Annotated in this window: 25 protein-coding genes; 17 read left to right on the plus strand and 8 right to left on the minus strand. The window is 74.1% G+C overall.

Features of this window, described 5'->3' with window-relative positions; genetic code table 11:
- Nucleotides 1–64 precede the first annotated feature (64 nt).
- On the plus strand, nt 65–1,282 hold the full coding sequence (locus ACRWK8_RS01790; RefSeq protein WP_378735642.1) for a DUF418 domain-containing protein: 1,218 nt from the start codon (nt 65–67) through the stop codon (nt 1,280–1,282).
- 100 nt (nt 1,283–1,382) lie between these two features.
- Here the strand turns inward: ACRWK8_RS01790 and ACRWK8_RS01795 are convergent, their stop codons facing one another.
- The 4 genes from ACRWK8_RS01795 to ACRWK8_RS01810 are packed head-to-tail and all read right to left on the minus strand — an operon-like array spanning nt 1,383 to nt 3,341.
- Nucleotides 1,383–1,991: a hypothetical protein gene (locus ACRWK8_RS01795; RefSeq protein WP_378735640.1), complete on the minus strand. Its 609-nt coding sequence runs from the start codon at nt 1,989–1,991 to the stop codon at nt 1,383–1,385.
- Nucleotides 1,988–2,611: a DUF6286 domain-containing protein gene (locus tag ACRWK8_RS01800; protein ID WP_378735638.1), complete on the minus strand. Its 624-nt coding sequence runs from the start codon at nt 2,609–2,611 to the stop codon at nt 1,988–1,990. The genes ACRWK8_RS01795 and ACRWK8_RS01800 overlap by 4 nt, the downstream gene beginning before the upstream one ends.
- The gene (locus ACRWK8_RS01805; RefSeq protein WP_378735636.1) at nt 2,605–2,796 is read right to left on the minus strand and encodes a hypothetical protein; all 192 of its coding nucleotides are present in this window, start codon (nt 2,794–2,796) and stop codon (nt 2,605–2,607) included. The genes ACRWK8_RS01800 and ACRWK8_RS01805 overlap by 7 nt, the downstream gene beginning before the upstream one ends.
- Nucleotides 2,797–2,834: 38 nt before the next feature.
- Complete coding sequence (locus tag ACRWK8_RS01810; RefSeq protein WP_378735634.1) at nt 2,835–3,341, minus strand: Asp23/Gls24 family envelope stress response protein; 507 nt, start codon at nt 3,339–3,341, stop codon at nt 2,835–2,837.
- 204 nt (nt 3,342–3,545) lie between these two features.
- Here ACRWK8_RS01810 and ACRWK8_RS01815 point away from each other — a divergent pair, with 204 nt between their 5' ends.
- The 4 genes from ACRWK8_RS01815 (at nt 3,546) to ACRWK8_RS01830 (ending at nt 6,047) form a co-directional block, all read left to right on the plus strand.
- Complete coding sequence (locus ACRWK8_RS01815) at nt 3,546–4,097, plus strand: RNA polymerase sigma factor (RefSeq protein ID WP_378735632.1); 552 nt, start codon at nt 3,546–3,548, stop codon at nt 4,095–4,097.
- Nucleotides 4,088–4,654, plus strand: a complete 567-nt coding sequence (locus ACRWK8_RS01820) for a hypothetical protein (protein ID WP_431867916.1) — start codon at nt 4,088–4,090, stop codon at nt 4,652–4,654. The genes ACRWK8_RS01815 and ACRWK8_RS01820 overlap by 10 nt, the downstream gene beginning before the upstream one ends.
- A 152-nt stretch (nt 4,655–4,806) precedes the next feature.
- Nucleotides 4,807–5,385, plus strand: a complete 579-nt coding sequence (locus ACRWK8_RS01825) for a sigma-70 family RNA polymerase sigma factor (protein WP_378735628.1) — start codon at nt 4,807–4,809, stop codon at nt 5,383–5,385.
- Nucleotides 5,382–6,047: a zf-HC2 domain-containing protein gene (locus ACRWK8_RS01830; RefSeq protein WP_378735626.1), complete on the plus strand. Its 666-nt coding sequence runs from the start codon at nt 5,382–5,384 to the stop codon at nt 6,045–6,047. The genes ACRWK8_RS01825 and ACRWK8_RS01830 overlap by 4 nt, the downstream gene beginning before the upstream one ends.
- A 115-nt stretch (nt 6,048–6,162) precedes the next feature.
- On the opposite strand, the gene ACRWK8_RS01835 is transcribed toward ACRWK8_RS01830, so the two are convergent.
- Nucleotides 6,163–6,762 carry a CHRD domain-containing protein gene (locus ACRWK8_RS01835; RefSeq protein WP_378735624.1) on the minus strand — a complete coding sequence of 200 codons (600 nt, stop codon included), beginning with the start codon at nt 6,760–6,762 and terminating at the stop codon, nt 6,163–6,165.
- A gap of 187 nt (nt 6,763–6,949) precedes the next feature.
- Here ACRWK8_RS01835 and ACRWK8_RS01840 point away from each other — a divergent pair, with 187 nt between their 5' ends.
- The 7 genes from ACRWK8_RS01840 (at nt 6,950) to ACRWK8_RS01870 (ending at nt 16,945) form a co-directional block, all read left to right on the plus strand.
- The gene (locus tag ACRWK8_RS01840; RefSeq protein ID WP_431867919.1) at nt 6,950–7,801 is read left to right on the plus strand and encodes an ACT domain-containing protein; all 852 of its coding nucleotides are present in this window, start codon (nt 6,950–6,952) and stop codon (nt 7,799–7,801) included.
- 146 nt (nt 7,802–7,947) lie between these two features.
- Entirely contained in the window at nt 7,948–9,195 is a 1,248-nt protein-coding gene (locus ACRWK8_RS01845) for a hypothetical protein (protein WP_378735620.1), read from the plus strand.
- A gap of 66 nt (nt 9,196–9,261) precedes the next feature.
- Complete coding sequence (locus ACRWK8_RS01850; protein ID WP_378735618.1) at nt 9,262–10,017, plus strand: L,D-transpeptidase family protein; 756 nt, start codon at nt 9,262–9,264, stop codon at nt 10,015–10,017.
- A gap of 57 nt (nt 10,018–10,074) precedes the next feature.
- The gene (locus tag ACRWK8_RS01855) at nt 10,075–10,851 is read left to right on the plus strand and encodes a hypothetical protein (protein WP_431867921.1); all 777 of its coding nucleotides are present in this window, start codon (nt 10,075–10,077) and stop codon (nt 10,849–10,851) included.
- A gap of 404 nt (nt 10,852–11,255) precedes the next feature.
- The gene (locus tag ACRWK8_RS01860; protein ID WP_378735613.1) at nt 11,256–11,717 is read left to right on the plus strand and encodes a hypothetical protein; all 462 of its coding nucleotides are present in this window, start codon (nt 11,256–11,258) and stop codon (nt 11,715–11,717) included.
- Between the two features lie 315 nt (nt 11,718–12,032).
- Nucleotides 12,033–14,894 carry a DEAD/DEAH box helicase family protein gene (locus ACRWK8_RS01865; protein ID WP_431867923.1) on the plus strand — a complete coding sequence of 954 codons (2,862 nt, stop codon included), beginning with the start codon at nt 12,033–12,035 and terminating at the stop codon, nt 14,892–14,894.
- A 362-nt stretch (nt 14,895–15,256) separates the two neighbouring features.
- On the plus strand, nt 15,257–16,945 hold the full coding sequence (locus tag ACRWK8_RS01870) for a choice-of-anchor I family protein (protein ID WP_431867925.1): 1,689 nt from the start codon (nt 15,257–15,259) through the stop codon (nt 16,943–16,945).
- A gap of 78 nt (nt 16,946–17,023) precedes the next feature.
- On the opposite strand, the gene ACRWK8_RS01875 is transcribed toward ACRWK8_RS01870, so the two are convergent.
- Complete coding sequence (locus ACRWK8_RS01875) at nt 17,024–17,338, minus strand: ArsR/SmtB family transcription factor (protein ID WP_378735607.1); 315 nt, start codon at nt 17,336–17,338, stop codon at nt 17,024–17,026.
- Nucleotides 17,339–17,502: 164 nt separating this feature from the next.
- On the opposite strand from ACRWK8_RS01875, the gene ACRWK8_RS01880 reads away from it, so the two are divergent.
- The 5 genes from ACRWK8_RS01880 (at nt 17,503) to ACRWK8_RS01900 (ending at nt 22,865) form a co-directional block, all read left to right on the plus strand.
- On the plus strand, nt 17,503–19,110 hold the full coding sequence (locus tag ACRWK8_RS01880; protein ID WP_431867927.1) for an ABC transporter substrate-binding protein: 1,608 nt from the start codon (nt 17,503–17,505) through the stop codon (nt 19,108–19,110).
- A complete protein-coding gene (locus ACRWK8_RS01885) occupies nt 19,107–20,135 on the plus strand; it encodes an ABC transporter permease (protein ID WP_378735603.1) in 1,029 nt (342 codons plus the stop codon). The genes ACRWK8_RS01880 and ACRWK8_RS01885 overlap by 4 nt, the downstream gene beginning before the upstream one ends.
- A 94-nt stretch (nt 20,136–20,229) precedes the next feature.
- The gene (locus ACRWK8_RS01890; protein ID WP_431867930.1) at nt 20,230–22,008 is read left to right on the plus strand and encodes a dipeptide/oligopeptide/nickel ABC transporter permease/ATP-binding protein; all 1,779 of its coding nucleotides are present in this window, start codon (nt 20,230–20,232) and stop codon (nt 22,006–22,008) included.
- Complete coding sequence (locus tag ACRWK8_RS01895) at nt 21,992–22,639, plus strand: ABC transporter ATP-binding protein (protein ID WP_431867932.1); 648 nt, start codon at nt 21,992–21,994, stop codon at nt 22,637–22,639. Before ACRWK8_RS01890 ends, ACRWK8_RS01895 begins: the two co-directional genes overlap by 17 nt.
- 49 nt (nt 22,640–22,688) lie before the next feature.
- On the plus strand, nt 22,689–22,865 hold the full coding sequence (locus ACRWK8_RS01900; RefSeq protein ID WP_431867934.1) for a hypothetical protein: 177 nt from the start codon (nt 22,689–22,691) through the stop codon (nt 22,863–22,865).
- Nucleotides 22,866–23,064: 199 nt separating this feature from the next.
- Here ACRWK8_RS01900 and ACRWK8_RS01905 read toward each other — a convergent pair whose 3' ends face one another.
- Nucleotides 23,065–23,835, minus strand: coding sequence for an urease accessory protein UreD (locus tag ACRWK8_RS01905; protein ID WP_431867936.1), 771 nt, complete (start codon nt 23,833–23,835; stop codon nt 23,065–23,067).
- Nucleotides 23,832–24,533: an urease accessory protein UreG gene (gene ureG, locus ACRWK8_RS01910; RefSeq protein WP_431868070.1), complete on the minus strand. Its 702-nt coding sequence runs from the start codon at nt 24,531–24,533 to the stop codon at nt 23,832–23,834. Before ureG ends, ACRWK8_RS01905 begins: the two co-directional genes overlap by 4 nt.
- Between the last annotated feature and the right edge of the window lie 26 nt (nt 24,534–24,559).

A 24,559-nucleotide genomic window follows, 5' to 3' on the forward strand; every position in this document is an offset into this window, starting at 1 on the left:
ACCGGCTGGCGAAGACTGCGACCAGACTCCCAGGCGTGCCACGAAAAAGAGGGGACCCATCGACATGTCGGCAACTACAGGGGTCGGGCCACCCACCCGAGCCCCACGCAAGCTGGCGCCCGACCTCGCGCGCGGCGCCATGCTCATGCTCATCGCGATGGCGTACGCGGGGGTGTACGTCGGGGGCGGGTTCGGCACGGACGTCGCGGGCGACCCGTTCCGGGACCGTGCGGCGTCACTGTTCACCACGCTCTTCCTGGACAACCGGGCCTTCCCGATGTTCGCGATCCTCTTCGGCTACGGGATGGCCTGGATGGTCTCGCGTCAGCTCGCAAGGGGCACGTCCGAGCGGGAGGTCCGGCGCCTGCTGCGGCGGCGCGGCGGTTTCCTGCTGCTGTTCGGCTTCGTCCACGCCTTCCTGGTCTTCCCCGGCGAGATCCTCACCTCGTACGGCCTGGCGGCGCTGGTCACCGGCTGGCTGCTGTTCCGCTCCAACAGGGCGATCGTGCGCGCGGCCGTGGTGTTCGCCGTGTTCTACGTGGTCACGGTGCCGCTCGCCATGGTCGGCATGGCCGTGGCGGGCGGGTCGGACGCCGCCGACGAGTACGGGCTCGTCCCCGGCTACCTCACCGCGGGGGACTGGATCGAACGCCTGGTCTTCCTGCCGTTCGGTCCGCTGTTCATCGCCTTCGCCTACCCCCTGCTGATCCTGGTGGTGCTCGGCTACCGGGCCGGTCGGGCCGGCCTGCTGGACGACCCCGCCGCACACCGGGGCTTCCTCACCCGGGTGGCGGTCGTGGGCACCTCGCTGTCGGTGCTGGGCGCGCTGCCCGTCGCGCTGACCGTGCAGGGGCTGCTCTCCCCGGGGGCGCTCACCGAGGGCCTGGCCATGGGCCTCCAGGTACTCAGCGGCGTGCTCGGCGGCGCCGGGTACGCGGCGCTGTTCGCCCTGTGGGGCATCCGTCTGGAACGCCGGAGCTCCCCGCTGGCCAGGGCCGTCGCCGCGATGGGTCAGCGCTCGCTGACCTTCTACATCCTGAACTCCGTGCTGGTCGCGGTGGTCCTCCACCCGGACCTGCTCGGTCTGGGCACCCGGGTGGGCGGCTTCGGCGCGCTGCTGGTGGCGGCGCTGGCCTGGTCGGTCAGCCTGGTGCTGGCGGCCTGGCTGGAGGTCCGGAACCGGCCGGGTCCGCTCGACCAGCTGATGCGCCGCTGCGTCCACGGCGGGCGGAGGGCCCGCGGACCCGCCGCCGCGGAGGAGCCCGCCCGAGGCGACGGCTGAGGTCGGACGGGGGTGGGGGCCGTGCCGGGTCCTCCCCAGTGACCCGGGGCCCGCGCCACCCCCGTCGCTCAGCCTGAGCCCGCGCGCGTGCGCGGCGGGCTCAGGCGAGTTCGCGGTCGGACGGCTGCCCGGAGACCGAGACGCGCAGCACCGTGGGCAGCCGGTCCAGCCCCAGGGAGGCCCGCAGCCTGACGAGTCCGTCGTCGCGGCACCGCCGCCACACGGCGACGGGGTCGGCGTCCTCCGCCAGGACGAGGTCCAGACGCAGGCAGGGCTCGCGCGGCGACTCGGTCAGCTGGGCGCGCCCCCTGCGCACCCCCGGGTATCCGCCGACCTCCCTGGCCAGGGCGGAACAGGCGGCGCGGGCCGCGACGTCGGTGCGGCCCCGCTCCCCCTCGTCGAGGCGGAGCGAGGGCACCCGCGCGGTGCGCCCCTGCACGACCAGCCAGCGCAGGGCCAGCACCGCCACCACCACGGCCAGCCCGGCCGCCGCGTACGGGACCCACGGCGCGGACAGGTGCGGGGCGAGGAGTGCGCCCACGGATCCGAGGGTCTCCCCCGAGGCTCCCGGAGGGAGGAGGTCGAAGGGCCCGTACGCGAGCAGGGGGACGGTCGCCCCCACGGCCGTCAGCACCACGCCGACCAGGGCCAGCCCCTGCCGGTTCCCCCGGGCGGTCCGACGTGCGGCACGGTGCGGGTGGCGCCTCACCGGAGTCCCCCTTCCACCCGGCGGATCCTGGCGCGCACGCGTACCGGACGGACGGTGTCGAGAGCGTGCAGGCGGTCCCGGACCAGGCCCTCCACCCGCTCCCGGAGTCCGGTGTCGACCGGCGCGGGAGCGCGGACGGTGATCCGCACGGTGCGTCCCCGGACACGGGCGCGGGCACCGGTGACCCCGCCGACCTCACGGGCGGTGGTCTCGGCCAGCTGGCACAGCCCCCGCCGGGACAGGCCGACGACGAGGTCCTGGTCGTCGGTGCGCAGCACCATGTGGCTGCCCTGTCCCGGCACGAGCGCGGTGAGCAGCAGGAACAGACCGACGACGGCGGTGACCGCGGAGGCCACGAGCATCTCGGGGCCGTCCCAGTGGACTCCGGCGGCCGGCTCGGCGACCCGGTCCAGCGGGACGATCCGCAGCGGGCTGCCGACCAGCGTGGCGATCAGCTCGGCGGCGGCCACCCCCGCGACCAGCGCCGTGACGGCACTGACCAGGACGGCGGCGGTGGACCGCCGGGGCCGGAAGGTACGGACCGCGACGCGGCGGGCGGCACGCTCCCCGGCCCCGGAGGCGGGCGGGCGGGCCGGGTCGACCACCGTGGCGCTCACCATCGCGTGTCCTTGCCCGAGCGCTCGCGGGAGAAGAGCGGCGACAGGTCCGTCTCCCCCGCGTAGGCGCGCCCGGCCAGGAACCCGACCGCCCCGAGGAGCAGGACCAGGAGGAAGGCCCCGAACCCGCCGAAGTAGGCCACCAGGCCGAGGAACGACCCGTAGGCCAGTCCGACGATCGACCACATCGTTCGTGCTCCTTAACTGCTGTGAGAGGGGACGCGCGTCAGCGGACGCGCGGCTCGGACGGGGTCTCCGGGGCCTCGTCGTCGGGCAGGTGGATGTCGTCGACGGTCACGTTGACCTCGGTGACCTCCAGGCCGGTCATGCGCTCCACCCCGGCGATGACGTTGCGGCGGACCACCCCGGCGAGGTCCGGGATGGAGATCCCGTACTCGACCACCAGGTTGATGTCGACGGCGGCCTGGGTCTGGCCGACCTCGACGGAGACGCCGCGGGCGGCGGCGTTGGTGGAGGTGGAGCCGGGGATGCGCTCGCGGACGGCGTCGAAGGCCCGCGCCGCTCCCCCGCCCATCTGGTGGACGCCGCGCACCTCACGGGCGGCCATCCCCGCGATCTTGGCGACCACGTGGTCGGCGATGTCGGTGCGCCCGTGCTCGCCGGAGCGGGCGGGGCTCCGGTCGGTGCGCCCGGACGAGGTGGTGTCCAGGGCGGTCGGGGCGGGGGCCTCGTGGATGTCGGTGCGGGCGGTCGCGGGGTCCTTGGCTGCCATGGGGTGCTCCTGCGGATCGGTACGGACGTTCGACGCGGCCCTGCGTTCTTTCGGGCCGTCACATGGAGGACACGGGCGGAGGGCTCCGGCTCACGCACGTTTCTATGTGACCTGCACCACACTAGACATCGCGGCGTCCTTGCGTAAGGTGGTCACCTTCTGACCACAGGTAGTTGACCCGGCCTCGGGAGCTGGACCCCGCAGATGCACACGGACACCGCACTACCGGAGAGCGTGCTCGTGGAACGGGCACAGGACGGTGACGACCACGCCTTCGAGGCCCTGGTGCGCCGCCACCAGGACACCGTCTACCGCATCGCCCTGCGCACCCTCGGCGACGCCGCCGAGGCCAGGGACACCGCGCAGGAGGCCCTGATCACGGCCTGGCGCAGGCTGCCGGACCTGCGGGACCCGCAGGCGTTCCCCGCCTGGCTGCACCGGATGGTCGGCCGTCTCGCGCTGAACGCCCTGCGCGCCCGCCGCCCCGAGGACCCCGCCGAGGAGGACCACTCCGAGCTCAGGGAGCGCGGCGCGGGCCCCGTGGACCGGGCCCTGGCCACCGACCTGCACGAGGCCCTGCGCGCGGCGCTGGCCGGTCTGCCGCCCCCGCAGCGGATCTGCTGGGTCCTCCGGGAAATGGAAGGATTGGGTTATGAGGAGATAGCGGAGATCGTCGACACGACCCCGACCGCCGTACGCGGGCGCATCCACCGCGCGCGTACCCATCTCGTGGAGGCGCTCGAACCATGGCGGTAGAACCGTCCGACGACCACGAACGGCTGCCCTGCGGCACCTCCGCCGACACGCTCCTGGACCACCTCCGGGCGGGCACCGTCACCGACCACGAACGGACCTGCCCGCACTGCCGGGCCGCCGCCGAGGAGTTCCGGCCCCTGCTGTCGGCCCTGGGCGCGGCACTGGACGACGACCGTCAGGTCACCGCCCCGCCCGGGCTGCTCGACGACGTCATGAGCGTGGTGCGCGCCGAGGGCCGTTCCCGGAGCACGATCCGGCTGCCCCGCACCGGCGGGGACGGAGCCCCCGGCAACACGCGCGTCCGCCACTCGGCGGTCTCCGCGATGCTGCGGGCCCGCGTGGACCCGGCCGGGGGACTGCTCCTGGGCCGCTGCCGGATCGAGGAGACCTCGGAGGGGCTGGTCGTCGCCGCCACCGCCCGGGTCCTGACCGGCACCGTCATCCCCGAGGCCACCGCGTCGGCGCGCCGGGACATGAGCACCTTCGTCGAGGATCGCCTGGGCCTGCGGGTGGCGCGGATCGACATCGACGTCACCGACGTCATCGACCTTCCCTGAACCACCGCAACCCGCCTCCGGCCGAGCCGGTCACCGAGCCCCCGTCGGGTCAACTCGGCCGAACCGTGAACGCCACGCGCCCGAGGGGAGTAGACACTCTTCCAACACACGGCTCGGGAGAGCTCCGGTGGTGAACAGGGACGGGGGGACGGATGGCCCGTGTGCTTCGACGACGCCGTCGACGCGGGGCCGGTGCGGGTGCCCCCGCGCCGGATCTGCGCGACGAGGGCGGGCTCCAGGCGGCCTACGACGCACACGGGCCCGAGCTGTACCGGTTCGCCCTGCGCCAGCTCAGCGACGAGGTGGCGGCGCAGGACGTGGTCCAGGAGGTGTTCCTGCGCGCGTGGCGCGCGGCGGACCGCTTCGATCCGGAGCTCGCCAGCCTGCGGGTCTGGCTGTTCGCCATCGCCCGAAACGTCCTGGTGGACGAACTTCGTCGCGCCGCCAGGAGGCCCGTCCCCATGGCACCCAGCGGGAACGGGCGGCTCCCGGACCGCTCCACCGGGCGGAGCATCGACGAGCAGGTGATGCAATCCTGGCTCGTGGAGGAGGCGCTCCAACGGATCGGCCCCGAGCACCGGGCCGCCCTCGTGGAGACCTACCTGCGCGGCCGACCCTACGCCGAGGTCGCCGCCGAACAGGGCATTCCGGTCGGCACCCTGCGCAGCCGCCTCTTCTACGGGCTCAAGGCCCTGCGCGTGGTCATGGACGAGATGGGGGTGCGCGAATGAGCAGGGACTCCCACCGGGCGGTGCGTGACCTCCTGGGCGCCCACGCCCTGGACATGCTCGGCCCCGAGCAGCGCGCGGCGGTCTCCGCACACCTGGACGGCTGCGCGGACTGCCGTGCCGAACTCGACTTCGTCGCCCCGGCCGCCGCGCTCCTCCCCCTCGCCGACCCCGACCGCGCGTCCGAACCGCCCGCTCCCCCTCCCGAACTGGGAGAGCGCGTACTGGCGGGGGTGCGCGCCGAAGCCGCGCCGCGTGCCCGCGCCGGGAGGACCCGAGGGCTCGTGGCCGCCTGCGCCGTCGCCCTCCTCGTGGGAGTCGGCGCGGGGATGGCCGGCGGCCACGCGGTCTTCGCCCCGGACCCGGTCCCGCTGGAGAGCGTGGCCACCACCGTGTACGGCGGTGACGTGGACGCCGAGGCCGAACTGGTCCCGCACACGTGGGGTGTGGAGATCCGACTGTCCGGCACCGGGTTCGAGGCGGGGCGGACCTATCGGGCCACGCTCTTCGACGAGGAGGGCGCCGAGCATCCGGCGGGTGAGTTCGTGGGGGTGGGCCCCGACCCCATGGTGTGCAATCTCAACAGCGCGCTGCTCCGTGAGGACGCGGTGGGGTTCGAGATCACCGATGAGGACGGCGTTGCCGTGGTGAGCTCCTCGTTCTGAGGACGGCGCGGCGGCCGGGGCGGGAGAACGCCGCGGTGGCCCCGTCCCCGAGGCCACCGCGGCTCCCTCATCGCGACACCGTCACCGCGACTCCCTCACGGTGCGTCCGAGCGCTCTACCCGGGCCGGCCGTATCCGCGGTCCGCGTCCTTGAGCTGGCCTCGGATCGCACCGGCCGGGAAGTCGGCAGTGTGGGTGTCGGCGTAGAAGCTCGACGGGTCGTCCTCGATCTGGGCCACCGTGAAGCCCGCGCCGGTGTCGTTGCCGTCGTCGCCCTCCAGACCGGTGGTGAACGGCCCCCGCATGCAGCCGGAACTGCGCAGGCCTCCCCGGCCGTCCCTCTCGGGGTCCGGGAACGCCAGGCGCGGCGGGCCGAACTCGCCGTCGGCCGCCTGGTGGATGTGCGTGGCCGTCTTGGCGGGGCTCAGGTAGGGCGGAGTGACACCGAAGAACCTGATGTCGTAGCAGATGACGTCCTCGGCGCTGTTGAGCCGGAACCTGAAGGAGCCCCACGCGCCCTCCTCCCCGGGGACGGGGGCACCCTGGTTGTCGACCACCATGTCGGGGGTGGCCACGACCCGGAACTCGCTGGTGAACACCTCCGGCTCGGGGACCTCCTCACCGGCGTGCGCGGCCGTTCCCGGTGCCGCCGCCAGGAGCCCGGCGACCGCCGCCGCGAGCGCTCCGGTCGTGATCCGCCTCGTTGCTGTCCTCATGCTTGGGAATCCCCCTGTCGCCGCCCGCGAGCCCTTCGCGGACCCAGGTGAATACGTCCGCCCCCTCCCTTCCGTTCACCCGGAGTCACCAAGCCTGCACAAAATCGTGACTGAGGTCACGCTCCGTCGTTACCGGGAGGACACAGAACGAAGGACGAGCGCAACCTGGGCCTGCGACCTTCGGTGCATGGACGCTTTCAGTGGCAGCCATGCGAACGACGACCGTCACGGATTCCTCGGCCGTGAGGTGCTGGAGTTGGGGACCCTGCTGTTCGCGGCCGGGGCGGCCCACCTGCTGGTGGTCTCCCTGGGGCACAGCGACAGCGGGGTCCGGGCCCTGATCGTGCTGGGGTCCCTTCTCCTCGCCTTCTCCGCCCTGCACCGCTGGCGCAGGCACCGCCGCCGGTCACCCGTGAACACGACCACGGCACCTTTCCCCGACCACACCCGTTCCCCCGTCGAGGACCGGCTCTGGAGCGTGCGGGTCACCGTCGCCGACGTGCCGGGCGGACTCGCCGCCCTCACGGGCCGGTTCGCGGCGCTCGGGGTCGACATCCGCCTCATGCAGGTCCACCCCGACGGCACCGACGCCGTCGACGAGTTCTTCGTGACCGTGCCCCCGAACGTGGACGAGGCGGACCTGCGCCGCGCCGTGCGGGACGCCGGGGGCCGTCGCGCCGTGGTGCGCACCGCCGACGTCCACGAGCTCAGCGACACCACGAGCCGCACCCTCACCCTGGTGGACGCGCTGGTCACCGGTGCGACCACACTCGAACGCTGCCTGATCGCCCTCGCCGCCGCCCACGAGGTCCGCCACGTGGGGCCACGGCAGATCCAGCGGAGCGTGGAGGGCGCGGGACCGGGAATGTCCGGGCCACGGGAGGAACTGTCCGGCACCGTCATGACCCTGCCCGCGCCCGGCGGTGGCTCCCTGACCGTGCACCGTGCGGGGCTGCCCTTCACTCCGGTAGAGTTCGCCCGCTGCCGAGCCCTGGCCCAGGTGGCCCGTTCCCTGGCGGAGGCACCGCTGGGTCGGTGACCGCACCACCGCCGACGGCACGGGTGCCCGCACCGACCGGGCGGGGACCCTGGACGCTGTCCGCGCGCCGACATGGTCGGCGGGGCCGGGTGCCGGACCACCACGGGTCCCGAACGGGGCCCGTACCCGGAGCGAAGGGCACCACCATGACATCGGCACTCCCCGGCGCCTGGAAGCTGCTGGAGGCGGGGGACGCCCCGGCCGCCGTGAGCTCCTTGCGGCACGCCTCGGACGACCTGCCGCTCGCGGACCTGGCCGCGTTCGCCTCGGCGGTCGCCGGGGCCCTGGGCCTCGACGACCTCTCGACCGCCGCCGGGGCGCTGAGGGCCGATCCCGACAGCGCCCAGGCCTGCTACGACTTCGGGTTCGAGTGCCTGGAGGTCGGCGCCCCGCACCTCGCGGTCCCGGCCCTGCGCGCGGCGCGTCGGCTCGCCCCGACCGCCGCCCCCGCCCTGTGGGAGCTGGTCTCGGCCCTGGAGGACCAGGAACGGCACGCCGACGCGGTCCGTGAGCTACGCGCCTGGGAGGACGGCCTGCCGGACTGGCCGGGCGGCTACCTGCTCGCGTACAACTCCCTGTGCTCCGGGGACGTGGACACCGCGCGGGAGGTCCTCGACCGCCTGTCCACCCCCGAGGACGACGGCTGGGACCTCGCCCACGACCGTGTCACCCGCATGGTGGAGCGCGCCGGTGCGGCCAGGGCGGCGGGGCCCCTGGACGGCCGTGACCTGCGCGGCTGGCAGTTCGCGCTGACCGGGGCGCTGCTCGGGCAGATCTCCCCGTTCGGGTTCGACGAGGGGATGAACGGCCGCTACGCCCACCTGGGCGACTCCTACGAGGCGTGCCGGAGCGGGCTCCGCGACCTCACCACGGTGCTGGAGGCCACGGGAAGCCGACCGGACGCGGTCATGCCGCTCCCGGACCGCTCCAGCCGTGTCCTCGGCCTGGCCGCCGCCCGCGTGCTGGGCCTGCCCGTGGTCCCGGTGGACCCGGAGCGCTCGGACGCCCTGGTGGTCGCCTACGACCTCAACGACACGGAGCCGGACCTCGTGCGTGATCTGGTGCCCCGGGCCCCCGGACAGGTCCTCTTCGAGCACGCCTCCTGCTGGACCTCCCCGCCCGGGGTCACCGCCGACGTGGTCTCCGTGCTCCACCAGAACGTCGCGTCACCGTGGGGCGAGCACCTCCGGGTGGTGGACGACGAGGTGGAGCGCGTCCCCGCCGACGCGTCCCCCGAGGAGGAACTGGCCGAACGCGTCGTCGCGGCCGGTGCCGAGGACCCGGCGGACCCCGCCCTGCCGACCTTCGCCGGGGCCGTCGCGGGCCTCTGGGCCCGGGGGCCGCGCCTGCCCGTCTCCACCTCCGGCCCCGTGCGCAGCTCACGCTTCGAGTGACCCTCCGCACGAACGTCCGCCGCCCCGATTCCGGGACGTCGGCTGACTTGTGGGTAAATGGAACCTATGGTTTCCCCCCGATCACACTTCGCAAGGAAGACCCTCCGCACTACGACCCTCACCCTCGGGGCGGCCTGCGCCCTGGCGGTGGGCTCGGCGCTGCTGGCCACACCGGCGCACGCCGTCCAGGCGGCCCCCGCCCCGGCGTCCTCCCCCGTGGGAGTGACCTCGGACCTGCGCACGGGTGACTCCGGCGCCCAGGTGAACGCCCTCCAGGAAAGACTGTCCGAGCTCGGCTACTGGATCGACGGTGTGGACGGCGAGTTCGGCCCGCACACCGAGCAGGCCGTGATCGCCCTCCAGAAGGCCGCCGGAATCGACCGCGACGGGATCGTCGGCCCCGCCACCCGCACCGCACTCGACGAGGGCACGGTGCCCTCGGCCACGAGCTCGGGCACGGCGGTGGAGATCGACCTCGAACGCCAGTTGCTGCTGGTGGTCGTCGACGGCGCGGTCGAGAAGGTCATCCACACGTCCACCGGTTCCGGCCAGCCCTACGAGGGCTCGGACGGCTCCGAGCGGATCGCCACCACGCCGACGGGCGAGTACTCGGTCTTCCGTGACGTGGACGCCTGGGACCCGGGTCCGTACGGCGCCCTCTACCGTCCCAAGTACTTCAACGGCGGCATCGCCGTGCACGGGTACCCCAGCGTCCCGGCCCAGCCCGCCTCCAAGGGGTGCGCCCGCGTGAGCCTCGCCGCCATGGACTGGCTGTGGGAGCAGGGCCACATGGACGTCTACTCCACCGTGGTCGTGCGCTGACCGATCCCCGCCCCCTCCGCCCGTGTCGGCTCGCCCGTCGCGGGTAGGAGGGGGCTCGTGCCCTTCCGCATCGCCACCGCCCCGGGACTCCCCGACCGTCCGAACGAGGACTTCGCCGCCGCGACCGCCACGGTCGCGGTGCTGCTCGACGGGGTGAGCGCCCCCACCGACCTGGACGACGGATGCTCGCACGGGGTCGCCTGGCACACCCGGCGCCTGGGGTCGCTGCTGCTCGCCGGACTGGACGGGGGCGCCGCCCCGCGCGAGGCCCTGTCCGAGGCGATCACCACCGTGTCGTCCCTGCACGAGGGGACCTGCGACCTCGGCGTCCAGCAGACGCCCTCGGCCACGGTGGTGGCGGTCCGGATCGGGGCCGACCACCTGGAGTACCTCGTGCTGTCCGACTCCGTGCTGCTCACCGAGGGCGACGGCGGGGTCCGCTTGGTCGCGGACACCACGCTGGACGACCTCCGTCCCCGGGTCGCCCCGGGGACGCGTGTCCGCGATTGGCGCAACGTCCCGGGCGGGTTCTGGACGGCGGGCGCCGACCCCCGCGCCGCGGAGGAGGCCGTGGTCGGAACGGCTCCTCTGGGCCCCTTCGTCGCGATGACCGACGGCGCGAGCCGGGCCGTGGAGGTGTTCGGGGACCTCTCCTGGGAGGGCGCGTTCGCGCTGGTCCGGCATCGGGGGCCCGAGGCCCTGGTGCGCCGGGTCCGTGAGTTGGAGGCGGCTGATCCCTCCCGCCGTCGGTTCCCTCGGGGCAAGGTGCGGGACGACGCCACCGCCCTCTGCTGGGCCCCTGAGTCTCTTCAGATTACGGACACCCAAAAATAAGGGGTTTCGGACGCCGAATCTGGTGAAAAGGAAAGATCATTTTCGAGTGGAGCCCAAGTGAACTGGGATAAGAATGTTCCCGGCATTGCTGACGTTTTCATTGGGACCAGCGATGACCGGAAATCCGTTTTCTGAGAGAACTTCCCAACCGAACACGGCGCCGCGGGGCCGTCACCTCGAAAAAGAGACGTACGCCTCGCATGGACGCGGACAACAGGCGCTTTCGCGTTTCGCCTTCTTCGGGTAGATTCCCTGCAACCGGCCGGTCAGCGTTCCCGCCACGACGCTCCCTCTCAGACGGTCGGCTCTCTCAGATCCCCCCTTGTCCGTGCCCGTGACCCACGGGCACTGGAGAGTCTTTCCATGACACAGGCCGTCGTCTCGACCGCCGAAAAGGAGACCGTGTGAGTGTCCCGGGCCTCCTCGAACCGACCGGACCCAACCGCACACCACACCTGGCCGGTTGGCTGGACCACGCCCCCTCCGAAACCATGAGCCTCCCCGTCGATCCCGTCGAGAGCGTGCGCCCCGAGCCGGTGCGCCCCAACCCCATGGACGCGCGGACCCCCGCCGAGTTCCTCCTCACCATGCGCCGCTACCTGTCCTGGGCGGGCGGCTGGTCGTACCTGGAACTGGAGTACAAGTGCGGAGGCGTGGTCAGCGCCGCCAAGTTCCAGCGTGCGCTGGAGGGCTCCGACCTGCCCGGGTACGTGTTCCTGATGGCCTTCGTCACCGCCTGCGTGGGCACCGACGAGGGTGAGCGACTCCGCTGGGCCACCTCCTGGCACCGCCTGCGCCGCGCGGCCCGCGCGGAGGAGGACGCCCGCGCGAGCGTCCCGAGACAGGACGAACAGCCCCAGCACTGACCGGCCGGAGCGGTCCGGTCCCGGTGCCCCGGCCCCGGCCGCGTTCCGGGCCGGGGCTCCCGCCCGCGCGCCCGGACCGGTGACATCCGCGCCGCGCGCCCCTCGCGAGCCATCCCGTGCGGTCCGCACGGGCCGTCACCGCGCGCGTGCGCGCCCCGGCACGCGCTCGGACGGTGAGGGGCAAAGGGTCGCGGTGGCCCGGGCCCTCATCACCGGTCCCCGGGCACCCCGTCACGCTCCGGCCGCCACGAACCCCCATCGCCCACCCCCGACACCGGTACCGGCACACCGGACCGCCCTGGCTAGGCTGGGGGGATGTCGGAGACCGGGGCGCGGCCCGAGGGCGGGCCACCGCCGGACACGGCACCGCTGAGCGGCGCCGCCTGGCCCGGTGAGCTGCGCCCCTACCAGTGCGAGGCCCTCGCGCAGGTGGACCGGCGCTGGGCGGACGGGGCCCGGCGGACCTGGATCGTGCTCCCGCCCGGCTCCGGGAAGACCCTCGTCGGGCTGGAAGCCGCCCGCCGTCTGGGCCGCCGCACCGTGGTCCTGGTCCCCAACACCGCCATCCAGGGGCAGTGGATCCGGCACTGGGAGGGGTTCACCCGGCCCGAGGGACGCACCGCCGGGAGCGGCCGGGACCTCGGGCACGCCGTCAACGTGCTCACCTACCAGTCGCTGGCCGTCTTCGACCCCGACGCCGAGACCGACGAGGAGGGGCGTTCGGCCACCCCGGTCCGCGACCGGCTGCACGCCAACGGACGGGCCCTGGTGGACGCGCTGCACGACGCGGGTCCGCTCACGCTCCTGCTGGACGAGTGCCACCACCTCCTCCAGGTGTGGGGACGCCTGCTCTCCGAGATCCTCGACGAACTCCCCGACACCCGCGTGGTCGGGCTCACCGGAACCCCCGCCGCGAGCCTCACCGCGACGGAGCGGGACCTCGTCGACCGGCTCTTCGGCCCGCCCGTGACCGGCGCGTCCATCCCCGCTCTGGTCCGGGACGGATACCTCGCCCCGTTCGCCGAGCTCGTGCACGTCACCGGACCCACCCTGACCGAACACGAGTACCTGGCCGGGCAGGCGGAACGGTTCGAGGAGATGTGCACGGACCTGCTCGCCCCCGGGTTCGCCACCACCGACTTCCTGCCCTGGCTGGACGCGCGCTTCGTCTCCCGGGAGACCCGGGAGGGCGGCCGGGTCGGGTGGGGTGACCTGGCTGTGCGGGAGCCCGAGCTCACCGACGCGGTGCTGCGCCTGCACCACCGGGGGCTGGTGGCGCTGCCCGAGGGGGCGAGGGTCCACGAACGGCACCGGCACCCTCCCCGGGCGGAGGACTGGACGGCGCTGATCGGTGACTACGCCGGGAACTGCCTGTCCCCGGACTCCGACCGGGAGGCCCGTGAGCGGATCCGCGCCGCCCTGCCGTCCGTGGGCCACCACCTCACGCGCGACGGTGTCCGTCGCGGCACCTCCCCGGTGGACCGGGTCCTGGCCCGCAGCGCCGCGAAGTCGCTGGCCACGGTGGAGATCCTCGCCGCCGAGAAGGACGCCGTGGGCCCACGGCTGCGGGCACTGGTCCTGTGCGACCACGAACGCGCGTCCGCCCGCGCCCCCGCCGCGCTCCGGGGCGTGCTCCCCGACGACGCCGGGTCGGCCTGGCTCCAGGTGAGCCAGCTCGCCGCCGATCCGCGCACCTCGGCGCTGGATCCGGTCCTAGTCACCGGCCGCACCGTCGCGACCGGCCCCCGCACCGGCGCGGCGCTCCTGGAGTTCGCCCGGGCGGAGCTGCCCGGGGTGGAGCTGGCCCTCCGCGAGGTCGACGGCCTGCACTCCGTCGAGGGGGCCTGGACCTCACGCTCCTGGGTGGGCGTGGTGACGCGGTTCCTGGAGTCCGGCGGCGCCCAGGTGCTGGTGGGGACACGGGCGCTGCTGGGTGAGGGATGGGACGCACGCGGTGTGAACACCGTGGTGGACCTGACCACCGCCACCACCCCCACCTCGGTGGTGCAGAGTCGGGGGCGGGCGCTGCGGCTCGACCCTGAGTGGCCGGAGAAGGTGGCGCACACCTGGTCGGTGGTGTGCGTGAGCCACGAGCACCCGCGCGGCGCGGCCGACTGGAGCCGGTTCGTGCGCAAGCACGAGGGGTATCTCGGTGTGGGCGCCGACGGCGAGGTGATGAGCGGGGTCGCGCACGTGGACCCGGAGCTCTCCCCGTACGAACCGCCCGAGGACCCGGTGCGGGTCAACCGCCGGATGGCCGGACGCGCGGCCGACCGCGAGGGCACGCGGGCGCGGTGGCGTCTGGGCTCGGGCTACGCGGACCTGGTGCTGCCCACGCTCCGGGTGCACGCGGGGCGGGCGGTACCGGCGGATGTGCCGGAGGCGGGCCTGGACCTGGCACCTCCCGAGCCGCCCGAGGTGCTGGTGGGGGACCAGGTGATCCGACCGGAGCCGGTCGACGCACCGCCCGCCCGACGCCTGGCACCCACCCTCGTCGCGGGGACGATCGCCGCGCTCTGCCTGGTGTTCGCCTCCTTTGGGCCCGGGTCCCACGGCCCCGCGCCGCTCGCGGTGGCCGCCGGGTTCGGTCTCGCGGCCCTGGTCCACTGGTGGCGCGACACCCGCCGGGTGCGCGGGGAGACCCTGCGCAGGCGGCGGGAGGCCGCTCGCGTCCGCGCGGCGGCCCGTGAGCCGGTGGGGACCGCGCGGTACGCGTGCGCGGTGGCCGACGCGCTGCGCCGGGCGGGCCGCTCGGCCACCGGCGCCGAGGGGGTCCGCGTCCACGTGGACACCGACGGCGTGTACCGGTTCACGCTCACCGACCCGGGTTCGGCGGAGCTGTTCGCGGAGTCACTGGACGAGGTCCTGGGGCCGTTGGTGGGCGACCCTCGCTACCTGATCCCCCGGCACGTCCTCAGCGACCGGGAGGGGGGCGGAAGCGGTGCGGGTTCCGGGGTGACACCGACGGACGCTACCGTGCCGGTGTTCCACGCGGTGCCCTCCGTCCTGGCCCGCAACCGGAGGGGCGCGCTCGCGTTCGAGCGGGCCTGGCGTCGGTGGGTGTCCCTGGGCTCGGTGGTGCACACCCGCTCCGAGGAGGGGCGGGTCCTGCTCGCCGCCCACGTCGGCACCTCTCCGCTGGAGGTGACCACGGCCCGCCGCCTCACCTGGGAGTGACACCGGCGGCGCGGGTGAGCGGGCCGACGGTTCTCGCCGGGCTCAGGGGGCTGGGACCGCCCGGCCATGCAGCCCCGACGGTCCCCCCTGAGACGACCACGGCCCGCCGCCCGACCTGGGCGTGGGACGACGGGTGGAGCGCGGGGGCGCCATCTCACGGTCCGCACGGTGCCGGGGACGGTGGTCGGCGCGTCGCCGGAGCGCGTTCCGGGAGGCGACCGTCCGTTCATCCTCTGACCTGCGACGGGAACGCTTGGTATCGGGGCCGCCCCTTCACCCGGAGGTCACCGGAAGTTGGGGCTCCCCTCGTCCCGCGATGGTTGGCTTCGCCTGTTCCCCACCCGCGAACCCCAGGAACCCCCATGCGCAGATCCCTCACCGTCTCGGCCGCCCTGGCCCTCGGCCTCACCCTGGCCGCCCCCGTCCACGCCGACGAGGCGACCTCGTACGGTGCTCCCGAGGCGACCGGGGCCGTCGAACTGTCCGCCCTGGGCACCTACCACGCCGACGTCTTCGACGCCTCGGGCGCGGAGATCGTCGCCCACGACCCGCGCACCCAGCGCCTGTTCGTGGTCAACGCGGCCGCCGCCGTGGTGGAGGTCCTGGACGTGTCCGACCCCGAGCGGCCCGAGAAACTCTTCGACCTGGAGACCGCGGGTGTCCGGGCGGCGGACGGGTCCGTGGTGGAGCGGGGCGGGGCCGCCAACTCCGTGGCGGTGCACGGGAACGTGGTGGCCGTGGCCGTGGAGGCCGCCGACCGCACCGACGACGGATGGGTGGTTCTCTTCGACACCGGCGGCAGGGCCGTGAACGCCCTGCGGGTCGGCGCGCTGCCGGACATGCTGACCTTCACCCCCGAGGGCCGCACCCTGCTCGTCGCTAACGAGGGCGAGCCGAACGACGACGTCACGGTCGACCCCGAGGGCTCCGTGAGCGTGATCCCGGTGAACCGCAGGCCCGCCGCGCTCACCCAGGACGACGTGCGCACCGCCGACTTCCGTGCCTGGGACGAGGGCCGCGAGCTCCACCCGGACGTGCGCGTGTACGGCCCGGACCTGTCCACCGGCGAGGCCGGGACGCCCGGGCGGGTGGCGCGCGACCTGGAGCCCGAGTACATCGTGGCGGACACCAACCACAGCGCCCACGTGGTGCTCCAGGAGGCCAACGCCTTCGCCGTCCTGGACCTGCGCCGGGCGGAGTTCACCGACATCGTCCCCTTCGGCACCAAGGACCACATGGAGCCCGGGAACGAGCTGGACGTGTCCGACCGCGACGGCGCGATCACCCTCGCGAACTGGCCGGTCCGGGGCATGTACCAGCCCGACGGCTTCGACAGCTACCGGTGGCGCGGGCAGACCCTGCTGGTCACCGCCAACGAGGGCGACGCCCGCGACTGGGACGGCTACTCGGAGGAGACCCGCCTCAAGGACCTGGAACTGTGCGAGGACGCCCCGGGCGTCCGGGAGTTCCTGGAGGACAACGACCGGGGGATCGGGACCGTCGAGGAGCTGACCGCCGACCACAACCTGGGACGGCTCTCGGTCAGCACCGCCGAGGGACTGAGCGAGGACGGTTCCTGCCACGAGGAGATCCGCTCGTTCGGCGGGCGGTCCTTCTCGATCTTCGGCGCTGACGGCGAGCAGCTGTTCGACTCCGGTTCCGACTTCGAGCGGATCACCGCCGAGGCCGCGCCGGAGTTCTTCAACTCCAACCACCGCGAGAACACCTTCGACGGCCGCAGCGACGACAAGGGCCCCGAGCCCGAGGGGGTCGTGCTGGGCGAGGTGCGGGGCCGCACCTACGCGTTCGTGGGCCTGGAGCGCGTGGGCGGGGTGATGGTCTACGACGTCACGGACCCGCGCGCCGTGACCTTCGCCCAGTACCTCAACAACCGCGACTTCGCCGAGGACCCGGCCGGCCGCGAGGCCGGTGACCTGGGCGCGGAGGGTCTGACCTTCATCAGCGCCGGTGACTCCCCGATCCCCGGGACCCCGGTGCTGGCCGTGGCCAACGAGGTCTCCGGCACGACCACGCTGTTCCGGATCGACTAGGGGTCAACGGGGGGACGTCGACGGGGCGGGTGCGCGAGGCACCCGCCCCGACGGCGTCCCCTCGGTGTTCGGCGTCCCTCAGTGTTCGGCGCCCATCAGGTGCAGCAGGGAGTGCACCGTGGTGTCGACGAGTGTGTAGCGCACCGTGCGCCCGACCCGCTCGTCCTGGACCCAGCCCTGGAGGCGCAGGGTTCTCAGGGCCTGGGAGGCGGCGACGTCGGTGATCCCGGCCATCGCGGCGAGCTCCCCGACCGAGGCCTTCGCCGGTCCCGCGTGGTGCATCGCGGCCAGCAGGCGCAGACGTGTCGGGTCTCCGAGCAGGCGGAAGCGGTCCGCCCAGGCTCCGATGTCGATCTTGGGCTCCGAGGGGAACCCGTCGCTGTGGGAGGTCATCGGGTCCATTATCCCCGATCGGGCCCGAAGGGTGACCGTCGTCTCCGGTGCGGGGCGGCCCTGGTCGAACACGTGGCCGACGGGAACGATCAATACCTTATCATCTGATCAGATGGTCAACCTTTCGCCATCGAAAGACCACGACTCCCACAAGGAAGCACTGCATGAACGGAACCGTCCCGTCACGCGCCCTCCTCGCGACCGCCCTCGCCCCGACCCTCCTCCTGACCGCCTGCACCGGTTCCACCGAGGCCGACGCCACGGGCACGCCGACCCGGATCGTCCTCGCCGACGCCCAGCCCGTCGGTGAGTTCGACCCCGTGAACGGCTACGGCGAACTCGGTGTCTCCCCGATCTTCGAGGGCCTCCTGCGCCCCGAGTCCTCCGGCGACGACGCACTCCCCGAACTCGTCCCCGCCCTCGCCGCCTCCGCTCCCGAGCCCAACGACGACAACACCGTCTGGGACGTGGAGCTGCGCACCGACGTCACCTTCTCCGACGGCTCCGCCCTCGACGCCGAGGACGTCGTGGCCACCTACTCGGCCGTGATCGACCCCGACACCGCGTCGGAGGTCGCCGGTTCGTACTCGATGATCGAGTCGGTCACCGCCGTCGACGACCACCACGTGCGCTTCACCCTGAACTACCCCTACTACGCGATGCCCGCGCGGCTCACCCTCGGCATCACCCCGTCCGAGGAGATCACCCCGGGCCCCGCTGCGGACTCCGAGCGCAACCGCGCGCCGGTCGGGACCGGCCCCTACGTGCTGGCCGACCTCAGCGCCGACCAGGCGGTGTTCGAGGCCAACCCCGAGTACCACGGCACGGCGCCCGAGGTCACCGAGCTGGTCATCCTCTCCGTGCCCGACGACAACACCCGTGCCCAGCGCATGCGGGCGGGCAACATCGACGGCACGGTGCTCCCCCCGGTCACCGCCCAGACCTTCGCGGACGTCGACGGCACCGAGGTCGTGCCCGTGCGCACCGCCGAGTGGCGCGGCCTCTCCCTCCCCTCGGACCACCCCTTCACCGCCGACCCGAACGCCCGGCTCGCGATGAACCTCGGCGTGGACCGCGACGGCGTCGTGGAGAACGTGCTCGCCGGTCACGGCCGTCCCGCCCACACCCCGGTCCCCGACGTCTACGGCGCGGCGCACGACCCTGAGGCCGTCTTCGAGTACGACCCCGAGGCAGCCGCCGACCTCCTGGACGAGGCCGGATGGGAGGAGGGCCCGGACGGGGTCCGCGTCCGCGACGGCGACCGCGCCGAGTTCACCCTGTACTACCTGGCCTCGGACAACCTGCGCCGCGACCTCGCCACGGCCTTCGCCGCCGAGATGCTGCCGCTGGGGATCGAGGTCGACATCCAGGGCGCCTCCTGGGACGAGATGGGTGAGAACTCCACCGAGGCGGGCATCCTGCTCGGCGGCGGTGACAAGCCCTACGACCTGGACACCCAGGTGTACGCCACCCTGCACACCCGCGAGGCCGACACCCCCACCTACGAGAACCCGGGCGACTTCGCCGTCCCGGGCGTCGACGAGGCCCTGGAGGAGGCCCGGCGCACCCTGGACCCCGACGAGCGCGTCGAGGCCTACCAACGGGTCCAGCGGGCCTACGTCGAGAACCCCACCTACGTGTTCATGGCGTTCGTCGACCACACCTACGTCGCCGCCGAGGACGACTGGGACCGCGGCCCGCTCGTGCTCGAACCCCACGCCCACGGGGTCTCCTGGGGCCCGTGGTGGAACCTCTCCGAGTGGCGTCGATGAGTTCCTCCCCCGTCCGCCGGGTCCGGCCGCACCGGACCCGGTGGCGGGACCGCCGCCGCGAGCTGGCGGGACTGGTGGCGCGCCGCGTCGCCATCGGCCTCCCGATGCTCGTGGGACTGAGCGCGCTGGTGTTCCTGCTGGCCGCGCGCTCCCCCTTCAACCCGCTCGCCGCCTACCTGGGGGCGGGCTACCAGAGGACCACCGCCGAGCAGCGGGAGTCCCTCGGCACCGCTCTGGGGTTCGACGTCCCCTGGTGGCGGGCCTGGTGGTCCTGGGTCTCCGACCTGCTCCAAGGGGACCTGGGCTGGTCCCGGGGGTACGCGATGCCGGTCTCCGAGGTGTTCGCCGAACGACTCCCGTGGACCCTGCTGCTCTCCGGCACCGCCCTGGCCGTCGCCGTACTGTCGGCCCTGGTGTGGGGCACGGTCGCCGGGCTCCGTCCCGGGTCGTGGTCGGACCGGGTCATCACGCGCGTCGGCGTGCTGGTGCAGGCGGTGCCCCCGTTCGTCCTCGCCCTGGGCTCGGTCACCGTGTTCGCGGTGGTCCTGCGCTGGGCCCCGGTGGCGGGGGCCGCCGCCCCCGGTGAGGCCCCCACGTTCGGCGGTGTGGTGACCCACCTGGTGCTGCCCGCCTGCACCCTCGCCCTGACCCAGCTCCCGTGGCTGCTGCTGGCGGTGCGTACCGCCGTGGCCCGTGCCCGGGGGTCCGAGCCGGTCCGCGCCGCCCGGGCGCGCGGGGTCTCCCCCGCCAGGGTGGTCACCGGTCACGTGCTGCCGGTCTCGCTCGCCCCCCTCGTCACGATCGTGGGGGCGCGGCTGCCCGAACTGGTCGTGGGCGCGGTGCTGGTGGAGGAGATCTTCGCCTGGCCGGGCATCGCCGCCGCGCTGGTCTCCTCGGCGCAGTCGCTCGACTTCCCCCTGCTGGCCGCCCTGACGCTGGCCACCACCGCCGTCGTACTGCTCGGCTCGCTGCTGGCCGACTCCGCGTACCTGTTCCTGGATCCGAGGGTGAGCGCCGATGTCTGAGCCCGTACCCGACCCGACCTCCCCGACCTCGTCGGACCCTCTGGACTCACAGACCGCACTGGGCACACCAGACACACGGGACACGCACCACGCCGTGACCGGGCCCAGCGCGAACGCGGTACCGTCCCCGGCGGTCGCACGGCCCCGCCGACGCCGCGCCGTCCGGATCCTGCCCGCCGCGACCCTGGCCGCCCTGGTCGCCTACGCAGTCCTGGTCCCCTGGTGGGCCGGGACGCAGACGGCAGACTTCGCCCGGGCGCTGCTGCCTCCGGGCCCCGGCCAGTGGTTCGGTACCGACCACTCGGGCTACGACCTGTTCGTGCGCTCCGCCGAGGGACTGCGGGTGTCCCTGCTGGTGGCGCTGGTCTGCGCCGTGGTGGCCACGGTGCTGGGCGTGGCCGTGGGCGCGGTCGCCGCCACCGCGGGCGGCCGGGTGGACCGCCTTCTCATGCGCACCACCGACGGGGTGAACGCCCTGCCCCACCTGCTGATCGGCGTCGTCATCGTCGCCCTCTACCCCGGGTCGCTGCCCGCGATCATCGCGTCGATCGCGCTCACGCACTGGCCGCAGATCGCCCGTGTGGTGCGCGCCGAGATGCTGTCGGTGCGCTCCTCGGAGTACGTCGAGGCCGCCTACCTGTGGGGGGCCTCCCGAGGGCAGGTGCTGGGACGGCACCTGCTGCCCGCCGCGCTCCCCCAGGCGGTGGTGGGTCTGGTCATGCTGGTCCCGCACGCCGTCTGGCACGAGTCCACGCTCAGTTTCCTGGGCCTGGGCCTGTCCCCCGACGAGGCCAGCCTGGGCACCCTGCTGGAGGTCGCGCGCGGCGACGTCTTCACCGGGGCGTGGTGGACTCTGGCCGCCCCGGCCGGGGTGCTCGTGGCCACCACGCTCTCGGTGGCCGGGCTGACCCGCGCGCTGGACGGCGGCCGTCCCGGACGGCGGCGCGGCCGGGGTCCGGACCCGCTGCCGGTCACCCTCCCTCCGGACGGCGACACGTCACCCGACTCCGTCCCGCCGCTGGTCCGGGTACGGTCCCTGACCCTGCGGCTGCCCACCGACGACGGCCGCTGGGTGCACGCCGCCACGGAACTCGACCTCGACCTGCGCGCGGGCGAACTGACCGCGCTGGTCGGGGAGTCCGGTTCCGGGAAGTCCACGCTGGCCTCGGCCCTGTGCGGGCTGTCGCCCGCCGGGACCCGCTCCTCCGGGAGCGTGGTGGTGGACGGCCGCGAGATGTCGGGCGCCGACGAGCGCGCCTGGCGCGCGCTCCGGGGGCGCACGATCGGGCTGGCCGCGCAGTCCGGGGCGGGGACCTTCACCCCGGTGCGCCGGGTGGGACCGCAGATCGCCGAGGTCGTCTCCGCCCTGGGCACCGAGGAGACCGTCCCCGAGCTCCTGGAACGGGTCGGTCTGGAGGCCGACGCGGCGGAACTGTTCCCCCACGAGCTCTCCGGCGGCATGGCCGTCCGGGCGGTGACGGCCGCCGCGCTCGCGGGTCGGCCCCGGGTGCTGCTGGCCGACGAGCCCACCGCCGGGCTGGACCCGGAGCTCGCCGCCCAGGTCCTGCGCCTGCTGCGTCGCGTGGCCGACTCCGGAACGGCGGTCCTGGTCATCACCCACGACCTCCAGGCCCTGGAGACGACGGAGGTGGCCGACCACATGGCGGTGATGTACGCGGGGCGGATCGTGGAACGTGGCCCCGCCCGACGCGTGCTCTCCGAACCCGAGCACCCCTACAGCCGGGCGCTGATGGCGGCGCTGCCCGCGCACGGGCTGCACCCGCTGCCGGGGATGCCCCCGGAACTGACGGACCCGCCCGCCGACCCTTCCCTCACCGACCGGACGGGAGCAACCGATGTCGTTGGTGGCTGACCGCGTCGCCTGCCGTTACGGGGACCGGGTGGTCCTGCGGGGGGTGAGCCTGACCGTCCCACCCGGACGCGTGCTGGGGCTGACGGGTCCGTCCGCCAGCGGCAAGTCGTCCCTGGCCCGGATCCTCACGGGTCTGCGCCCGCCGGAGGAGGGCACCGTGATCGTCGACGACCTGCCCGTCTCCACCCGGCGGGGGCGGATGGACGGCCGCCTCGGACTGCTGCACCAGTCCCCCGGAGCCGCCACGGACCCGAGGATGCCGCTGCGGCGGATCATCGCGGAACCGTTCGCCGCGCGGGGCCGCTCACGCGCGGCGGAGACGGCCGACCGGACCGCCGAGCTGGCGCGCCGGGTGGGGCTCACCCCGGACCTGCTCGACCGGTACCCCGACCAGGTCTCCGCCGGGCAGCTGCAACGGGCCTGCGTGGCCCGGGCCCTGGCCGCCGCCCCCGCCTACCTGGTCTGCGACGAGCCCACCGCGATGCTCGACGCCGCCTCCACGGCGACCGTCGCGCACCTGCTGTCCGGGCTCGCCGCCGAGGGGGTCGGCGTCCTCGCGATCAGCCACGACCACGCGCTGTTGAGGGCGTGGGCCGACGAGGTGGTGGACCTCGGGGACCTGGCCGGCTGAGCGGAGGGGGCGGGGACGCGGGCCGACCGGTGGACGGCCGGAGATCCGGTTGCCCGCCCGCCACCGGCCCGGGGTCCCGCCCCGACCGGAGAACCAGACCCTGCACGTCGCCCTGCTGTCCCTGTTCAAGCCGGACGAGAACGACTGGGGCGGGATCATGGCGGGGCCGGTCCTGATGACCCTGACCGGTCGCCTCACCAGCCGACCGGATCCTGGCCAGGAGTGACCGGTTGCGTGGGCGACCGAGCGGCCCGCTGGTGCTCGGCACGGACCGTCGCGGAGAACCCGGCCGACCGGGCGAGAGACCCGCTGGCCGACACCTCCGACACCGCACCGTCAGACCACTCCCCCGACCGGACACGGGGAAGGGCCGGGGGACGCTCCCCGGCCCCGCGTGATCCGGGTACCTCGTGGTCCGTGCGGCCTCAGGCGAACACGTCCTCCGTCGCACCCTCGTACCCAGCCGGATCGGCGAACTCCGCCCGCCACCGCTCCCAGGAGTCAGCGACCCGCGTGTCCGCCTCGTGGGCGTGCTCCGCCACCGCCCGGGCCAGGGCGCCGGGACCGTGCAACAGGGTCTCCCGCACGCCCACCGACCGCTCCGGGCGGGCGCCGAGCAGGAAGGTCGAGCTCTGCACCCGGTTGCCGCCCATGACCCCGGGGGCTGTGGACAGCAGCGGATCCCGCAGGTCGAGGTCCTCCACCAGGAGCGGACGACCGTCGACGTCGGCCCGGGTGACCGAACGCAGCGGCCCCCCGGACGACTCGTAGCTGCGCCCCAGGACCAGGGTCTCGTGCACCAGTGCCCGGCCCGAGCCGGACAGGCGCACCCGTGTCTCCCGGGTGATGTCCGCGCCCGCGGTCACCACGAACGGCGCGCCGCGCCACACCAGGCACGCGCCGTCCGCCACGTTCAGGTCGGCCCGCCAGCTCGCGGCGCCTCCCCGGGCGTCGTAGGCGACCATCCCGGACGGCTCCACCAGCTCCAGCCACACGCCGGGGCCCACGGTGATCTCCATTCGCAGGTCGTCCCCGGCGAGCAGCAGCGCGTAGGTCCCCAGCAGGGCCACCCGGGCGGTGTCGCCCCGGACGCCCAGGGGCTGGGCCCGCAGGTACGTTCCCCCCGCCAGGTCGGTCAGGCGCACCCGCCCGCCGACCCGTTCGACGGTCACGCGGGCCGCGACGGTCTCGCTCATCCGTGCTCGTGGCCGTGCCCGTCACCCTCGTGGGTGTGGGTGGTGCCGTCGGCGTGGGAGTGCGGGGCCATCGGGCCCGGGTCGCGCGGCACGTGGTGGCCCGCGCGGTAGTCGGCCAGCACCTGCTGCACCCACCCGGCGAGGGCCCTGATGGAGACGTCGTCGCTCTGGCTCAGGGCCAGCACCGGGAGTCCGCCGCGGGAGCTGGTGGCGTCGGCCACCATCTGCTCCGCGTCCACGCCCACGTGCGGGGCGAGGTCGGTCTTGTTCACCACGAGCAGGTCGGCGCGCTCGATGCCGGGCCCGCCCTTGCGGGCCACGTCGCCGCCGCCGGCCACGTCCAGGCAGAAGATCTGCGCGTCGGCCAGCGCGGGACTGAACGTGGCGGTGAGGTTGTCGCCGCCGCTCTCCACCACGACGAGGTCCAGCGGCGCGAACTCCGCCTCCAGGTCCTCCACGGCGAGCAGGTTGGGGGTGACGTCGTCGCGGATGGCCGTGTGCGGGCAGGCGCCGGTCTCCACCGCGTGGATGCGCTCGACCGGCAGGACCCCGGCGGCGCGCAGCAGGCGGGCGTCCTCGTCGGTGTAGATGTCGTTGGTGACGACGGCCATGCTCAGCTCGTCCGCGAGCTCACGGCACAGGGTCGCGATCAGCGTGCTCTTGCCGGTTCCGACCGGTCCGGCCACGCCCAGGCGCATCGCGCGACGGGGGGCGGTGGTGGAAC

Origin of the sequence: Nocardiopsis eucommiae (genome assembly GCF_965344335.1) — a bacterium.
GTDB lineage: Bacteria > Actinomycetota > Actinomycetes > Streptosporangiales > Streptosporangiaceae > Nocardiopsis > Nocardiopsis eucommiae.

What these genes read in the sequence shown, in the direction of transcription:
- ACRWK8_RS01845 (WP_378735620.1), top strand. Translation starts at nt 7,948, where the DNA reads ATGACATCGGCACTCCCCGGCGCCTGGAAGCTGCTGGAGGCGGGGGAC.
- ACRWK8_RS01885 (WP_378735603.1), top strand. Translation starts at nt 19,107, where the DNA reads ATGAGTTCCTCCCCCGTCCGCCGGGTCCGGCCGCACCGGACCCGGTGG.
- ACRWK8_RS01830 (WP_378735626.1), top strand. Translation starts at nt 5,382, where the DNA reads ATGAGCAGGGACTCCCACCGGGCGGTGCGTGACCTCCTGGGCGCCCAC.
- ACRWK8_RS01870 (WP_431867925.1), top strand. Translation starts at nt 15,257, where the DNA reads ATGCGCAGATCCCTCACCGTCTCGGCCGCCCTGGCCCTCGGCCTCACC.
- ACRWK8_RS01805 (WP_378735636.1), bottom strand. Translation starts at nt 2,796, where the DNA reads ATGTGGTCGATCGTCGGACTGGCCTACGGGTCGTTCCTCGGCCTGGTG.
- ACRWK8_RS01815 (WP_378735632.1), top strand. Translation starts at nt 3,546, where the DNA reads ATGCACACGGACACCGCACTACCGGAGAGCGTGCTCGTGGAACGGGCA.
- ACRWK8_RS01880 (WP_431867927.1), top strand. Translation starts at nt 17,503, where the DNA reads ATGAACGGAACCGTCCCGTCACGCGCCCTCCTCGCGACCGCCCTCGCC.
- ACRWK8_RS01850 (WP_378735618.1), top strand. Translation starts at nt 9,262, where the DNA reads ATGGTTTCCCCCCGATCACACTTCGCAAGGAAGACCCTCCGCACTACG.
- ACRWK8_RS01875 (WP_378735607.1), bottom strand. Translation starts at nt 17,338, where the DNA reads ATGACCTCCCACAGCGACGGGTTCCCCTCGGAGCCCAAGATCGACATC.
- ACRWK8_RS01865 (WP_431867923.1), top strand. Translation starts at nt 12,033, where the DNA reads ATGTCGGAGACCGGGGCGCGGCCCGAGGGCGGGCCACCGCCGGACACG.
- ureG (WP_431868070.1), bottom strand. Translation starts at nt 24,533, where the DNA reads ATGCGCCTGGGCGTGGCCGGACCGGTCGGAACCGGCAAGAGCACGCTG.
- ACRWK8_RS01800 (WP_378735638.1), bottom strand. Translation starts at nt 2,611, where the DNA reads ATGGTGAGCGCCACGGTGGTCGACCCGGCCCGCCCGCCCGCCTCCGGG.
- ACRWK8_RS01835 (WP_378735624.1), bottom strand. Translation starts at nt 6,762, where the DNA reads ATGAGGACAGCAACGAGGCGGATCACGACCGGAGCGCTCGCGGCGGCG.
- ACRWK8_RS01825 (WP_378735628.1), top strand. Translation starts at nt 4,807, where the DNA reads ATGGCCCGTGTGCTTCGACGACGCCGTCGACGCGGGGCCGGTGCGGGT.
- ACRWK8_RS01820 (WP_431867916.1), top strand. Translation starts at nt 4,088, where the DNA reads ATGGCGGTAGAACCGTCCGACGACCACGAACGGCTGCCCTGCGGCACC.
- ACRWK8_RS01790 (WP_378735642.1), top strand. Translation starts at nt 65, where the DNA reads ATGTCGGCAACTACAGGGGTCGGGCCACCCACCCGAGCCCCACGCAAG.
- ACRWK8_RS01810 (WP_378735634.1), bottom strand. Translation starts at nt 3,341, where the DNA reads ATGGCAGCCAAGGACCCCGCGACCGCCCGCACCGACATCCACGAGGCC.
- ACRWK8_RS01840 (WP_431867919.1), top strand. Translation starts at nt 6,950, where the DNA reads ATGGACGCTTTCAGTGGCAGCCATGCGAACGACGACCGTCACGGATTC.
- ACRWK8_RS01905 (WP_431867936.1), bottom strand. Translation starts at nt 23,835, where the DNA reads ATGAGCGAGACCGTCGCGGCCCGCGTGACCGTCGAACGGGTCGGCGGG.
- ACRWK8_RS01895 (WP_431867932.1), top strand. Translation starts at nt 21,992, where the DNA reads ATGTCGTTGGTGGCTGACCGCGTCGCCTGCCGTTACGGGGACCGGGTG.